Here is a 15088-nt window from a genome sequence, read left to right on the forward strand (position 1 = left end):
ATTTTTCAATAAGCACGTCTTTTTTAATTGATCATTAAGCTTTCTTTTCTGCTTCATCCGAAGAGGTATCTACCTCAACGATATGATTGAGTTTAAAATCTATCGGAACGCCATCAGAGGTTTCATCTAATAAGAATGAACCATTGTTGTAACGATCGCTCACTTTGTAAGCTTTGGGTGTTAGCTCAAAGGTATTTTGTTTATCTGTAATGATTGTATAAGATTCATTGTTATCGTGAACATCTATCATCAAAGTAACTCGGTGCGGATTTTTCTTCAACTCTTTCAGCACATGCAACCCACGCTTAGCTCTTGAAATTGAATCAAATTCCAGTAAGTTCATTTTCTTGACTGCCCCACGCTGGGTAACCAGTAGTACATTAGATTGTTTTTGGTCACGCTTGAATACAGTACCTGAAACAATGTAATCATCTTCTTTAAGGTCCATTGATTTAACACCGACTGCATTTGCTCCAACAACAGAAACTTCATCTAGACCATACTTCAGCCCAAAGCCAAGATTCGTGACTAGGAAAACGTCTCTTGTATCTTGATCATCGATGTAATAAACCGCCGCTAATCGATCTGTTTCTGATTTCAACTTGATTCCATTTGCTGATCTCGTACGGTACGTTCTTTTCGCTTCATACTCGTTCGCAGTCGTTTGCTTGATATAACCTTCTCGGGTGATGAGAACAAATTTGTGCGCTTCATTAAACTCGCTCATATGGTAAACTGCTAGAACTTTCTCGTCTTGGCTCAATGTAATGGATTGGGAAATATGGTGACCTAAATCTTTCCATCTAACATCCGGAAGTTCATGAACGGGTCGGTTGATGACATTTCCTTTTGTTGTGAATATCAGAATTTGCTGTAGTGTCGTTAATTTTTCAGCGAAGACCGGATAGTCACCTTCTCTCAATCCAATCTCTGAAGGTTCTGAAGCACCATATGATCTTAGACTGGTTCGTTTCAAATATCCTTCTTTAGTTACGGAAACAATCACATCTTCTTCAGCAATTAGAACTTCCGTATCCACATTCAGCTCTTCAATTTTCTCTTCAATAGAAGTCAGACGATCCGAACGATACGTTTTCTGCGTTTCTTTTAATTCTTTTTTCATCACAGTATTTAACTTGGCTTCACTATCAAGAATTTCTCTATACTGCTTGATGCGCTTCTGTAACTCTGCTTCTTCTTTTTGAAGTTGTGTAATATCTGTATTTGTCAGACGATATAACTGCAAGCTCACAATCGCTTCGGCCTGAGCTTCAGTGAATTCAAATTTCTTAATCAGATTGTTTTTTGCATCTGATTTGTTTTGACTGTTTCTGATTTCTCTAATGACGTCATCAAGAATGGAAATAGCTTTAATCAATCCAGCAACGATATGTTCTCTTTTTTGATCTTTACGAAGTAAAAACTGCGTACGTTTCAAAATGACATCGCGCTTATGATCCAAGTAAGCACTCAGGATTTGTTTTAACCCTACTTGTTGAGGTCTTCTTTCATCAATGGCAACCATATTTAAGTTGTAAGAAATTTGAAGATCTGTATTTTTAAATAGGTACGTCAAGATACCTTCTGCATTTGTTTCTTTTTTTAATTCAATAACGATTCTTAAACCGTTACGATCTGACTCATCTCGTACCTCTGCAATCCCTTCGATTTTACGATTGATTCGAATTTCATCCATTTTACGAACCATATTCGCTTTGTTTACTTCGTAAGGAATCTCATTGATCACGATTTGTTGTTTTCCACCGCGAACGGTTTCAATCTCCGTTTTGGATCTAACCACGATTTTGCCTTTACCCGTTTCATATGCTGCTGTCAGGCCAGCAACACCTTGTATGATCCCACCTGTTGGAAAATCAGGACCTTTAATGTATTGCATCAAATCTTGTGTTGATGCTTTAGGTTTACCAATTAAGTGGATGGCTGCATCAATGACTTCCCCTACATTATGCGGAGGAATATCGGTTGCATAACCTGCTGAGATTCCTGTAGCACCATTCACAAGGAGGTTGGGATATTTAGCAGGTAATACAGTCGGTTCGTGTGTTGTATCATCAAAGTTCAGTACGAATTCCACTGTTTCTTTGTCTATATCAGCCAGCAACTCATCCGCAATTTTAGAGAGTCGTGCTTCCGTGTAACGCATAGCTGCTGGTGGATCACCATCCATACTACCGTTATTTCCATGCATTTCTATTAAAGGCTCACGCATTTTCCAGTACTGACTTAGTCTTACCATTGCATCATAAACACTACTGTCTCCGTGAGGGTGATAATTACCAATAACATTCCCGACAGTCTTAGCTGATTTTCTAAAGCCTTTATCTTGAGTATTCCCTTCCGAGAACATCGCGTAAAGAATCCTACGCTGAACGGGCTTTAGTCCATCTCTAATATCTGGGAGTGCACGCTCTTGGATGATATATTTACTATAACGCCCGAAACGGTCGCCCATAACATCTTCTAATGTCAATTCTTGAATTTCTACTCTTTCTTCTGACATTCAGTTCTTCAAACCTTTCTAGCTGTTAAGAGTTCAGTTCATTCTCTTCCAGTATGTTAGTCGATTCCAGAATACTTCCATCTTCTTCCAAAGAAAATTCCACATTCTCTTCAATCCATTTTCTTCTTGGATCTACTTTGTTACCCATCAAGACGGATACGCGACGTTCTGCTTGTGCAAGGTCATCAAGGGTCACTCGAATCAGCGTTCTAGTATCCGGATCCATAGTGGTCTCCCAAAGCTGATCAGCGTTCATCTCACCTAAACCTTTATATCTTTGGATAATATAATTTTTGCCATAATTTTTCAATATAACAGAAAGTTCTTCATCCGTCCAAGCGTAATCTGTTTTCTCATTTTTTCCTTTACCTTGAGACACTTTATATAAAGGGGGTAAGGCCAAGTAAATCTTACCTTGCTCAATCAATGGTTTCATATAACGATAAAAGAAAGTCAAAAGCAAGACTTGGATATGCGCGCCATCCGTATCCGCATCGGTCATAATGATAATCTTATCGTAGTTACAGTCTTTGATATCAAATTCTGGTCCTACGCCTGCTCCGATTGTATAAATCATTGTACTAATTTCTTCATTTTTCAAAATATCTTGCATATTCGCTTTTTCAGTGTTGATAACCTTACCTCTAAGGGGTAAAATCGCCTGGAATTTACGGTCTCTTCCTTGCTTAGCTGAACCACCTGCGGAATCACCCTCTACAAGATACAGTTCATTCTTTTTAGCATTTCGTCCTTGTGCCGGTGTTAACTTACCAGAAAGCAAAGTCTCTCGTTTCTTTTTCTTACCGTTTCTAGACTCTTCTTTGGCTTTTCTAGCAGCTTCACGCGCTTCACGAGCCTTGATGGCTTTTCTGACAATCTGCTGACTCATTTCGCCATTTTCTGAAAGATAGAAATTTAATTGCTCAGAAACGACTGTATCACAAGCAGCTCTCGCTTCTGTTGTTCCTAATTTACTCTTGGTTTGACCTTCAAACTGTAAGATGTTTTCTGGAATTCGAACAGAAATAATGATTGCAATTCCTTCTCTTACATCTGTCCCTTCGAGATTTTTCTCTTTTTCTTTCAAAAGACCTGTTCGACGAGCATATTCGTTGAAAGTCTTTGTAATTGCCGCTTTCGTTCCGATTTCATGCGTTCCACCATCTCTAGTTCGAACATTGTTAACAAAACTTAAGACACTTTCTGAGTATCCGTCATTATATTGGAAGGCACATTCAACTTCAATCTGGTTATTTTCGCCTTCGAAATAAGCAATCGGAGTTAATGTATCTTTTTCTTCATTGATATAATGAACAAATTCTTTGATACCTTCTTCATAATGGAAAGTATCTTCGTGACCATCTCTTTCATCTGTTAAAGTGATTTTTAGCCCTTTTAAAAGAAAAGCAGATTCTCTTAAACGCTCTGATAACAGACTGTAAGAGTAATCAACAGTCGAAAAGATCGCTGTATCTGGTTTGAAATGGATTGTCGTACCATTTTTTCTTTTAGCAACTTTCTCTTGTTTTAGTTTTCCAACAGGTCTTCCGCCCTTTTCAAATTTTTGAGTATACAATGTTCCTTCACGAACGACTTCTACAATCAGCCATTCTGAAAGTGCGTTAACAACAGAAGCACCAACACCATGCAAGCCTCCTGAGGTTTTGTAGCCACCTTCTTGACCGAATTTACCGCCTGCGTGTAGCACGGTAAAGATCACTTGAATCGTTGGTATTCCGGAAGCGTGCATACCAACAGGCATCCCTCTACCGTCGTCTGAGACAGAGATACTGCCGTCTTTGTTGATTTTAACGGATATTTCCGTTCCGAATCCAGCCAGTACCTCATCAACAGAGTTGTCTACAATCTCATAGACAAGATGATGTAACCCTCTTGAATCCGTTGACCCGATATACATACCAGGTCTTTTTCTAACTGCATCTAATCCTTCTAATACTTGGATCGATGCATCATCATATTGTGGTTTTTTAGCCAATTCTAGCCACTCCTTATATTTCTATTCTTCAAATATATTTGAAGAAGCTACTGATCTAGTTTCAAGAAAATAGGAAAATTTCCCATCCTGTTTCAAGCAAGCATATTTATCTTACCATAAAGTCAGCATTTTTGTGAAGAACATATGTGCCGAATAAATCCTTTTTAACTTTAAAAGTGGAGCTTTCTTTCAACTCAGTTTCTAACTTTATATTTTTTTGAGCCAATAATCAATATGCAGATTACGATAAATTTCTTTTTCCTTTATTCTGATACGTGGTATGATAGTTAAAGATATAAATTGGTAAGTTAAGGAGTGAAGACCTTGATAGAAACACTTATGTTTCTCTTGGCATATTTACTAGGATCAATTCCTTCTGGAGTATGGATTGGTAAACTTTTTTTTAAAACAGATATTCGTAAGCATGGAAGCGGAAATACAGGAACTACGAACACATATAGAGTTCTTGGAAAAACCGCCGGTACAATCGTTTTAGTAATGGACATTCTAAAAGGAACTATTGCGGCTCTATTGCCACTATGGCTAGGGAGTAATGTTCACCCTATGGTTGTTGGTCTGTTTGCTATAATTGGGCATGTATTTCCAATCTTTGCTAAATTCAAAGGTGGCAAGGCAGTTGCAACGAGTGCAGGTATTGCACTAGGTGCGCAACCGATTTTCCTCCTTTGCATAGCCGCTATTTGGGGGTCAACTCTCTATGTTTCGAGCATGGTCAGTCTTGCGAGCATCATTGCTGTAATTATTGCCGCAATCGCTTCTCTTTTTCTGGGAGATGCGTTATTCGCTGTGATTGCTTGGATCGCTATGATCATTGTCATCGTTCGACATAGTTCTAATATTGTCCGCATAAAAAATGGTACAGAAAGTAAAGTGCCTTTTGGTCTTAAAAAGAACAAATCATGATAATGATTACTCAAATAGAAAAGAAGCCTTTCCTTATTTTGGAAAAGGCTTCTTTTCTTTAGTTTGAGGGATCTTGATCTGAAAACAAGGTCTTTGAGAAGATAGGATTAAGAACTTTGATATAGGTCCCTTTCATCCCCATAGAGCGCTGTTCTATGACGGAAGCAGATACTAGCTTACGTAGAGCATTAACGACGATAGAACGCGTTACACCGATTTTATCAGCGATTTCTGAGGTTGTCAGGATGGTTTCTTGATTATCTGTGTCGATTTGAGAAAAAACACCTTTAAGTGCTTTGACTTCAGTGACCGATAGAGTGGAGATAGCCAACCTTGCTCCAGAAAGCTGTTTTTCTATTTCTACTTCATTCTTTCCATATTCCAAAGCAATTTCCAAACCAATCATTGAAGCTGCATGTTCAACAAACAATGCATCTACATCGTCAATCTCATCTTGAACCCTACCTACTAGCAAGGTTCCTAGACGATCATCCGATAATATAATTGGAATAACACTCGTCATTGCTTCTGGATAATTGGCTCTTTTTTCAACAGGAAAAATCGTCAAATTATCATCGATTTTCACATTCAACGTGGTTTCCGTAACATTTGATAATCTTTGAATATAATTATAAGGAAACATCTTATTTTCAATCAAGTTTCTAACTCTTTGCGTATTCACACGATGTCTTTCATGATACCCCAGTAAATGACCTTCCGCGTTAACGATATAAATATTTGCATCCAGTATTTTACCCAGGGCGAATGAGATGCTTTTCAATGGAAAGTCTATTTCATTTGAATTATTAGAAAGAATATACTTTGCCCATTCTTTAACATTAGCCTGTTTATTTAATTCTTTTACTTTCTGTAAAAAGGCTTCATTACTCATTTATTCTGATTTCCTTTCAGCAATAGCATCATTCTGGTCTATCATAAAATGTAGCGACTTAAATCTTTATCCTCAACGATATGGCCAATCTTATCATCCACATATTTTTGAGTAATTTTCACTTCGCCCATTTGCATATCAGGAGCTTCAAACAACAATTCTTCTAATAGTCTCTCAAGAATGGTGTGCAATCTTCTAGCTCCAATATTATCCGTTGATTCATTCACTTCATAAGCAATTTCAGCGATTCTTTCGATTGACTCCATCGTAAAGATTACATTAATGTTTTCGGTATCTAATAAAGCCTGGTATTGCTTGATTAAGGCATTATGCGGCTCTGTAAGAATCTTAACGAAATCGTCTTTTGTAAGATCATTTAATTCAACACGAATCGGGAAGCGTCCTTGCAATTCGGGTATAAGATCACTTGGTTTGGAAACGTGGAAAGCGCCTGAGCCAATAAATAGGATATGATCCGTATTAACCGTACCAAATTTTGTTTTCACGCTGGAACCTTCAACAATCGGTAAAATATCTCTTTGGACACCTTCTCTTGAAACTTGTCCACTATTATTTTGACCTTTTGAAGTAATTTTATCGATTTCATCTATAAAGACGATTCCTGCATTTTCCGTTAAGTGAACAGCTTCTGCGTGGATGTCTTCTTGGTTAATCAGCTTGTCAGCTTCTTCTTCAGTAAAAATTTCTACAGCTTCTTTTACGGTTACACTTCTTTTAACTTTTTTGGTTGGTTTTAATTGACCTAATGTATCCGAAAGGTCAATCCCCATTTGTTCAAGAGGGGCACTCATAGGATTAGATGTAGGTTTCTTTTCATCAACTTTGATTTCTACTTCTCTACTATCTAATAGACCTTTTTTGATTTGTCTGGTCAGTTCATCTCGTTTAGTCGAAATTTCAGCTGTTACAGTCTCTGTTTCTTCTGTTTGATCAGCATAAAGCTGGCTTGGATCTACGCCCATGCTTTGAAACATACCTGCCAAAGGATTAGGATCTTGTTTTTTCTTTTCCTGTTTGATTCCTGGTACAAGTGCCTTGGCTACACGGTCAATGGCTTTATTTTCCGCTTTCCCGCGAACATTTCTTCGTTGCTCTTCACGAACAAGTTGTACGGCTGCTTCTGTAAGATCTCTGACCATAGATTCTACATCACGACCAATATACCCAACCTCTGTGAATTTAGTAGCTTCTACTTTGATAAAAGGTGCATTAACAATATCTGCAAGGCGACGGGCAATTTCAGTTTTACCAATACCCGTTGCCCCGATCATCAAAATATTTTTAGGTGTGATCTCTTTTTGCATATCGTCATCCAATTTCAATCTACGACAACGATTACGCAAAGCAACAGCAACAGCTTTTTTAGCTTCTTTTTGTCCAACGATATATTTATCCAGTTTTTCTACAATTTCTCTAGGTTTCAAATCCGTTTTAGAATTCATTAGGGTCTCCTCACAATTTCTCTGAAATAATATTATGGTTTGTAAAGACACAGATATCTGCCGCAACATTCAAACTATTTTCAGCGATTTCCTTAGCCGATAGCTGTCCTCCGTATTGTTTCAAGGCTCTTGCTGCAGACAATGCAAAGTTCCCCCCTGAGCCTATTCCAAGGATACCATCATCTGGTTGGATTACTTCTCCGTTACCAGAAATCAGCAGCATTTCGTCTTTATTCATAACAATCAATAACGCTTCAAGATTTTTCATCATTTTATCTGTACGCCATTCTTGTGCAAGCTCCACTGCAGCGCGCATTAAATGTCCGTTATATTGATTCAAATAGCCTTCGAATTTTTCTTCGAGTGTAAATGCATCAGCTACACTACCAGCAAACCCAACAAGAACTTCTCCGTTATAGATTTTACGAACCTTACGCGCAGTTCCTTTCATAACGACTTGTTCGCCCATTGTGACCTGTCCGTCTCCAGCCATAGCGGATTCTCCGTTGTGCTGTATTGCTAATATCGTTGTTGCATGAAATTCAACCATGATTTTCCTCCATTATAACTTAGAATCATTTTGTTTAAGCTCTAGGATGGTACTTCCGATAGTCCGACTGCAGATGTTCTTTTGTAACATGTGCATAAATTTGAGTAGATGATAAACTTTTATGGCCAAGTAACTCTTGTACGGTCCTCATATCTGCACCATTATCCAAGAGATGAGTGGCAAAAGTGTGTCTCAACATGTGTGGTGAAATATTAGAAGTCAACGTACTCTTTTTAAGAATCTGATTCAGAGTGTACTGTACACCTGCTTGAGTAATCTGATCGCCATGATGATTGATAAACAAGTAGTCATGATCTTTAGCATACTTTGCCATGATGACGTTTCGGGTCACTTCGATGTATTCCTGAAGAGCAATGGACGCGTAATGGCCAAAAGGTACATATCGTTCTTTATTCCCTTTCCCTTTAACTAGCATAACACCCATATCAAAATCCACATCTTCCATTTTCAACCCAGTACACTCGCTAACACGAATACCCGTACCATACAAAACTTCTAGTATCGCAATATTTCGGTAATCCAGAGGTTTCGTTCCTATCGCTGCTTCAAATAACTTTTCCATCTCTTGACTATAGAAAAAGGTGGGTAATCTTAACCCTCTTTTTTTCATATTCAAATAAGAAAAGGGATTATCCGAAGCTAGCTCATTGTTAAGCAAAAATTGATAGAACGCTCTTAAGCTAGATATTTTCCTAGAAATGGATGTTCTGGAATATTCGCGATCATTCAAGTAGCCAAGATATACTCTAGCATCTGGTAATGTAACTGCCAGTAGATCACCATTCCCGCTCTCTTTCAAAAAAGTAGAAAAGGCTTCTATATCTTCGAGATAGGCTTTTTTTGTCAGATCTGAATAGTGACGCTCATGAATCAGATAGTTCATAAACAAAGTAACTAAATTTCGTTCCACTGGACTTACCTCCTACATTCTTCCTCATATAGTTTAACACATTTCTATAAATTTTCGTATAAGAAGAACGGACGCAAAAAGACGCTGAAGGTAGAAAATAAGTCGTGTGCTGAGCCAGCGAATGACTTATTTGTCTACGATCAAAACGTCTAAAATTATTTTTGAATGTCTTCTGCGTATTCACAGTTAGAACATTTAACTTGGCTTTGTTTTTTAGTGACTTTTTCTACTAAGAAATGATCACATTTCGGACAGCTTCTGCCTACCGGTTTATCCCAAGAAGTGAATTCACAGTCTGGATAGCGGTCACAGCCGTAGAAAATTCTGTTTTTCTTAGATTTTCTTTCCACGACTTCCCCTTTTTTACAAAGTGGACAAGTGATTTCAAGTTTCTTGACTATGGGTTTGGTATTACGACAGTCAGGGAAGTTGGAACAAGCATAAAATTTACCGTAGCGTCCAATTTTGATAACCATTGGATGACCACATTTTTCACAGTCAAAGCCAGCTGGTTCATCTTCAATTTCGACTTCTTCGATTTCTTTTTCCGCTTTTTCTACTTCTTCTTTGAATGGTGTATAGAACTGATCAATGATCTCTACCCAATCAATCTTGCCTTCTTCAACGGAATCAAGATCTTGTTCCATTTTAGCCGTGAAGTTTACATTCACGATATTCGGGAAAAACTCTTTGATCATTTCATTCACGATTCCACCTAGTTCAGTGGGTTCAAATCGCTTATTTTTTAGCGCTACATAATATCTGCGCTGAATGGTTTCAAGTGTCGGTGCATAAGTGGACGGACGTCCTACACCATTTTCTTCCAGTGTTTTAATCAATGTTGCTTCACTAAATCTTGCTGGTGGTTGCGTAAAGTGTTGTTCTGGCTCAATTGTATCTAGAGATACTTCATCATTTTCTTCCATTTCTGGTAAAATATTGTCTTTTTCTCTGGAAGAATCTTTATATACAATCTGGTATCCATCAAACTTGATTTTTGATCCGTTCGCTCTGAACATCACACCATTTTGTTCCAAATCAACTCTCATTGTGTCATAAATAGCTGGTTTCATAAGACTTGCAACGTATCTTGACCAAATCAAATTATACAACTTGTACTGATCATTGCTAAGATATTGTTTGATGTCTTGTGGTCGTCTCATTGCACTAGTCGCTCTGATGGCCTCATGTGCATCCTGAGCGCCTTCTTTGTTTTTAACAGCTCGAGCCTTCACTGCTGCATACTCTTCGCCGTAGTCATCGTGAATCAGCTGTGTCGCTTCTGCTTTTGCTGTATCAGATAGACGAGTCGAGTCTGTACGCATATAGGTGATCAAACCAACAGAGCCACCTTTACCTAATGAAATCCCTTCATAGAGCTGTTGTGCAACCATCATCGTTTTACGCGTTCTAAAATTCAGTTTTCCTGCTGCTTCTTGCTGTAGACTACTCGTCGTAAAAGGATTTTGAGGATTTCTTTTACGTTCCTTCTTAGTTACTTTCTTAACGGTCCAAGGTTCCTCTTTGTTAATGCGCTCAAGTACAGTCTGGGTTTCTGATTGATCAGCTAATGCTTTTTTCTTTCCATCTACACCATAAAAGCTTGCTTTAAATTTCTTACGGGACTTGATGAAGTTTCCATCTATTGTCCAATATTCTTCTGGTTTGAATTGCTTGATTTCATCTTCTCGATCACAAATAATCTTAAGTGCTACCGATTGAACACGCCCTGCACTCAATCCACGTTTCACTTTCTTCCATAGAAGAGGACTGATTTGGTACCCTACAATACGATCAAGAACACGTCTAGCTTGCTGGGAATCGATTAGATTTTCGTCTAGATCTCTCGGATTCTTAAGCGCATTTTTGACAGCATCTTTGGTAATTTCATTGAAAACGACTCGATTTTTCTCGTCGTCTCGCAAATCTAATAAATAACTCAAATGCCAGGCAATGGCTTCTCCTTCGCGATCCGGATCGGCTGCGAGAAAAACTTTTTCAGCTTTTTTTGCATATTTTTTTAGATCTTTAATGACCGGGCCTTTGCCTCGTATCGTAATATAGTCCGGTTCATAGTTGTTTTCAAAATCTACACCCATTCTACTTTTAGGCAAATCTCTGATATGGCCTAAACTCGCTACTACTTTATAATTTCTACCAAGATATTTTTCAATTGTCTTTGCTTTAGCTGGTGACTCCACAATGACCAAATATTTATAAGCCAAATGAACGGCCCCTTTCGTTAGCTCTGATTTGTAAGATTTAAACTAGATAATTCACTTAAGAATGGCATGATTTAACCGTTGATATCCGTTAATATTTTGCCTCTAATGCCATATTCTTTTCGTTATGAAAGAATCGTTACTCATCATATGCTATACGAATAGGGTTTGTCAACTTGCAAGATCAAAAAAAGTTAAAGGATTTATCTATCCTTCATGAAAAATAGCCTTTTAAAAGTTCAAATCTTCTATTATATCATTAGCTGATGTTATCAATTTTGCACCTATTTTGATTAGTTCATTTGTACCAGCAGAACGTTCTTCAAAAATCGATCCGGGGACAGCGTAAACGTCTCGATTTTGCTCCAATGCCTGATAAGCAGTAATCAGACTCCCGCTTCTTTTTTTGGCTTCAATGACGACAACCCCCGAACTTATCCCTGAAATAATTCTATTTCTCAGTGGGAAATGATGTTTGAGTGGCCTAGTTCCTAGAGGAAACTCTGACAAAATCAATTGTTCTTTTTCAATCTTTCTCTGCAATCGTTGATTTTCTCTTGGGTAATATCGATCTAACCCCGTCCCAATAACCGCAATTGTTTGGCCACTAGCACGTATACTTGCTTCATGTGCTTTGGTATCGATTCCTCTAGCCAATCCACTTGAAATTGTAATCCCTTGTTTAACTAATTCTGGTACAAGTGTGTCTACACTTTTTTGACCATATACCGTACATTCTCTTGCACCAACAATTCCTACAATATTAGAAGATAACCAATCATAGCTTCCTTTATAAAACAAAACCAGTGGTGGCAAGAAAATTTCTCTTAACATAAATGGATAAGAAGGATCATCAATTGACACGTATGATACATCATAACTACTGAGATATTGAAGTTGTTTATGAACATCAAACTTGGATTTGAATTCAAAAAAAGAAGCCTTCTTTTTTTCAGAAAGCTTCTCGTATTGCCTGAACGTATCTTGAAAAATCGGGTCTTCTGAATAGAGCTCATTTAAAAAACACCATTTTTCTTTAATCGTCCACTTTGTGTAGTGAGCTAATATAAAACAAGTTTCTGAAAGACTTAGATAATCATTCAAGTAGATATACACTCCTTATATAATAGTAGAAACTTACTCAGAAGCTTCTTACTTATATATACTGACTGATAAATTTTAACTTAACGAAACTCCTGTCTTTCTCTAACTGGTGCAAAAGATAATCGGTGAATAGGTGTGATTCCTAGTGAGTCCAATCCTTCTAGATGCTGCTTTGTACCGTAACCAGCATTTTTATCAAATCCGTATCCGGGATATTGCTCATGATAAGCTTCCATCATTTTATCTCTAGTCACTTTTGCCAAAATACTGGCAGCTGCAATCGAAACACTACGCGCATCTCCTTTGATCAGACTTTCTTGAGCTATAGGGATATTCAATTTCATTGCATCAATTAACAAGTAATCAGGTTCAATGGATAAATTAACTACAGCCATCTCCATTGCACGTTTACTTGCTTGATAAATATTCATTTCATCGATTCCTTTAGCATCTATTTGGCCCACGCTATAAGCGATTGCTTTTTCTTTTATTTCAGTAAAAAGTCTTTCTCTAGTAGATAAGGAAAGTTGCTTTGAATCATTCAGTCCGATAATTGGTTTATCTGGGTCTAGAATAACAGCAGCGGCTACAACAGGACCTGCAAGAGGTCCTCTTCCGACTTCGTCAATTCCAGCGATAAAAGAAGCTCCTTGATTTCTAGCCGCTTCTTCAAATTCAGACATTATTTGATAGTCATTTAAAAGCTTTTGCTGGCTTTCCTGATCTTTTTTCCATTTTGTAATAGCATTCTGAACACCTTTACGGTCATCTTTTAAAAGTTCACGGAAAAGAGGATCGTCTTGATCAGTGATTAATGCAAGCTGTTGTTTAACTTCCTTAATTGTCTGCTTCTTCATTTTCATCACTTTCCGTAAATATGTCATCAGGTGTTTCAAGCGTAATTCTACCTAATTTCCCATCTCTTAATTCATATATCAATGCTTGTGCTGTTCGTTCATAGTCTTCTTTGAAGCCTCTTATTCGTGTAATTTCCATTAATAATTCCGGCAATTCCATTTCTTTTTCAAGTTCTTGTTCAAATTTATAACGCGATGATAGAGCTCCTGGGTAATGTTGAACCAAGTAATCCATTCCAAAAAGTGCAATATCGTCAAGGTTCAGTAAGGCATCTTTAATTGCCCCTGTTAAAGCCAATCGTTTGCCAACTTCTTGATCTTCGAATTTAGGCCATAAAATACCTGGAGTATCCAATAATTCAAGCTCTTTACCGTACTTAATCCATTGCTGTGACTTTGTTACTCCTGGTCTGTTACCTGTCTGAGCAATATTTTTACGAGCGAAACGGTTAATCAAAGTGGATTTACCAACATTAGGAATACCAACACATACGGCTCTAATTGCACGTGGTTTTAATCCTTTTTTCTCTCTTTTTTCAAAAAACGACGTCAGAGCTACTTTAGCCAGTTTGATGACTTCTTTCATTCCCTGACCTTCTTTTGCATTGATGGAAATGGCATAAATGCCTTGAGACTCGTAAAATTTGATCCACTCATTCACTTTTCTCATATCAGCTAAATCGCTTTTCATCAATATGGTGATTCTCGGTTTATCTCCAATCATATCTACTAAATCAGGATTTCGACTTGAATAAGGGATTCGAGCATCAACCAGTTCAAATACCACATCTACTAACTTGAGTTTTTCAAGAAATTGTCTTTTAGCTTTGGCCATATGGCCGGGGTACCATTGTATTGTCATTATTTTTCTCCTAACACGTTGTCTATTATCAGTGTATCATGAAATTGCTTATTTCATGAAAAAAAGTTGGTACAGAAGGTCTCCCTTCTTTTACCAACTAGCTTTTTTCTTTAATCGTTTTTATCAATACGGCCAAAATGTTTGAAAGGTAGCAGTCTATGGCTTGTTATACCGGTAACCGAGTCTTCTGGCACAAAACCAAAATATCGACTATCTCTAGAATTTCCACGGTTATCACCCATAACGAAAAATTCATTCTCAGGTACCTTCTGAACACCCTCAAGAGATTCAAGCGAGAACTCATTGATGGTTCCTCCAATAACAGGAGCAGTCAGTTCCTCTAATCCTTCAAGATAAGGTTCTTCAACTTCTTTATTATTCACATAAAGCGTATCATTGCTATATCTTATTTCATCTCCAGGCACACCAATGACTCTTTTAATATATTGTTTTTCAGGTTCGTCTGGTGCTGGAAATACGATAATATCAAAGGGTTTAACTTCCCCAATCTTGCTGAGTAAAAGTTTATCTCCATCTTCAAGCGTCGGCGCCATCGATTCGCCTTCCACGCTAACAAAGGTATAGACATACGTTTGAAAGAGTAGTATCACACCGGTTATAACAGCAATGTACATTAACGTGCTGATGACTTCTTGAAAAAAAGTGCGTTTTTTCTCGGGTTTTTTAGCTTTTTTATCATGCTTACTTTTTCTTGGTTCGTAATTGGTTTCTTCATACTGTTGATCACTCATTAATCAACCTTCTC

General features: G+C 37.6%; 12 protein-coding genes. 1 reads left to right on the top strand and 11 read right to left on the bottom strand.

Features of this window, described 5'->3' with window-relative positions:
- Positions 1–34 precede the first annotated feature (34 nt).
- Both parC and parE read right to left on the bottom strand, forming a co-directional pair.
- Entirely contained in the window at positions 35–2521 is a 2487-nt protein-coding gene (parC, locus tag ACFP65_RS05870; RefSeq protein ID WP_379916808.1) for a DNA topoisomerase IV subunit A, read from the bottom strand.
- Between the two features lie 25 nt (positions 2522–2546).
- Positions 2547–4517 carry a DNA topoisomerase IV subunit B gene (gene parE / locus ACFP65_RS05875; protein WP_379916810.1) on the bottom strand — a complete coding sequence of 657 codons (1971 nt, stop codon included), beginning with the start codon at positions 4515–4517 and terminating at the stop codon, positions 2547–2549.
- A 324-nt stretch (positions 4518–4841) separates the two neighbouring features.
- On the opposite strand from parE, the gene plsY reads away from it, so the two are divergent.
- Positions 4842–5441 carry a glycerol-3-phosphate 1-O-acyltransferase PlsY gene (gene plsY / locus ACFP65_RS05880; RefSeq protein WP_379916812.1) on the top strand — a complete coding sequence of 200 codons (600 nt, stop codon included), beginning with the start codon at positions 4842–4844 and terminating at the stop codon, positions 5439–5441.
- A gap of 58 nt (positions 5442–5499) precedes the next feature.
- Here plsY and ACFP65_RS05885 read toward each other — a convergent pair whose 3' ends face one another.
- The 9 genes from ACFP65_RS05885 to lepB form a co-directional block, all read right to left on the bottom strand.
- Complete coding sequence (locus ACFP65_RS05885) at positions 5500–6333, bottom strand: GTP-sensing pleiotropic transcriptional regulator CodY (RefSeq protein ID WP_379916814.1); 834 nt, start codon at positions 6331–6333, stop codon at positions 5500–5502.
- A gap of 41 nt (positions 6334–6374) precedes the next feature.
- Positions 6375–7796 (bottom strand): ATP-dependent protease ATPase subunit HslU, encoded by a 1422-nt coding sequence (gene hslU, locus ACFP65_RS05890; protein ID WP_379916816.1) that lies wholly within the window; start codon positions 7794–7796, stop codon positions 6375–6377.
- 10 nt (positions 7797–7806) lie between these two features.
- A complete protein-coding gene (gene hslV / locus ACFP65_RS05895) occupies positions 7807–8346 on the bottom strand; it encodes an ATP-dependent protease subunit HslV (protein ID WP_379916818.1) in 540 nt (179 codons plus the stop codon).
- A gap of 34 nt (positions 8347–8380) precedes the next feature.
- A complete protein-coding gene (gene xerC, locus ACFP65_RS05900; RefSeq protein WP_379916820.1) occupies positions 8381–9277 on the bottom strand; it encodes a tyrosine recombinase XerC in 897 nt (298 codons plus the stop codon).
- A 155-nt stretch (positions 9278–9432) separates the two neighbouring features.
- Positions 9433–11502, bottom strand: a complete 2070-nt coding sequence (gene topA, locus ACFP65_RS05905; protein WP_379916822.1) for a type I DNA topoisomerase — start codon at positions 11500–11502, stop codon at positions 9433–9435.
- A 228-nt stretch (positions 11503–11730) separates the two neighbouring features.
- Entirely contained in the window at positions 11731–12603 is an 873-nt protein-coding gene (dprA, locus tag ACFP65_RS05910; RefSeq protein ID WP_379916824.1) for a DNA-processing protein DprA, read from the bottom strand.
- Between the two features lie 80 nt (positions 12604–12683).
- Complete coding sequence (locus ACFP65_RS05915; protein WP_379916826.1) at positions 12684–13460, bottom strand: ribonuclease HII; 777 nt, start codon at positions 13458–13460, stop codon at positions 12684–12686.
- Positions 13441–14322 (bottom strand): ribosome biogenesis GTPase YlqF, encoded by an 882-nt coding sequence (gene ylqF, locus ACFP65_RS05920; RefSeq protein WP_379916828.1) that lies wholly within the window; start codon positions 14320–14322, stop codon positions 13441–13443. The genes ACFP65_RS05915 and ylqF overlap by 20 nt, the downstream gene beginning before the upstream one ends.
- Before the next feature lie 110 nt (positions 14323–14432).
- Positions 14433–15074, bottom strand: a complete 642-nt coding sequence (gene lepB, locus ACFP65_RS05925; RefSeq protein WP_379916830.1) for a signal peptidase I — start codon at positions 15072–15074, stop codon at positions 14433–14435.
- Positions 15075–15088: the final 14 nt, after the last annotated feature.

The sequence above is a fragment of the Marinilactibacillus sp. GCM10026970 genome (assembly GCF_042660675.1).
In the GTDB taxonomy this organism is placed as follows: domain Bacteria; phylum Bacillota; class Bacilli; order Lactobacillales; family Carnobacteriaceae_A; genus Marinilactibacillus.

Excerpts from the sequence above, each read along its gene's own strand:
- parC (WP_379916808.1), bottom strand. The coding sequence starts at position 2,521 with ATGTCAGAAGAAAGAGTAGAAATTCAAGAATTGACATTAGAAGATGTT.
- ACFP65_RS05885 (WP_379916814.1), bottom strand. The coding sequence starts at position 6,333 with ATGAGTAATGAAGCCTTTTTACAGAAAGTAAAAGAATTAAATAAACAG.
- hslU (WP_379916816.1), bottom strand. The coding sequence starts at position 7,796 with ATGAATTCTAAAACGGATTTGAAACCTAGAGAAATTGTAGAAAAACTG.
- hslV (WP_379916818.1), bottom strand. The coding sequence starts at position 8,346 with ATGGTTGAATTTCATGCAACAACGATATTAGCAATACAGCACAACGGA.
- ACFP65_RS05915 (WP_379916826.1), bottom strand. The coding sequence starts at position 13,460 with ATGAAGAAGCAGACAATTAAGGAAGTTAAACAACAGCTTGCATTAATC.
- ylqF (WP_379916828.1), bottom strand. The coding sequence starts at position 14,322 with ATGACAATACAATGGTACCCCGGCCATATGGCCAAAGCTAAAAGACAA.
- lepB (WP_379916830.1), bottom strand. The coding sequence starts at position 15,074 with ATGAGTGATCAACAGTATGAAGAAACCAATTACGAACCAAGAAAAAGT.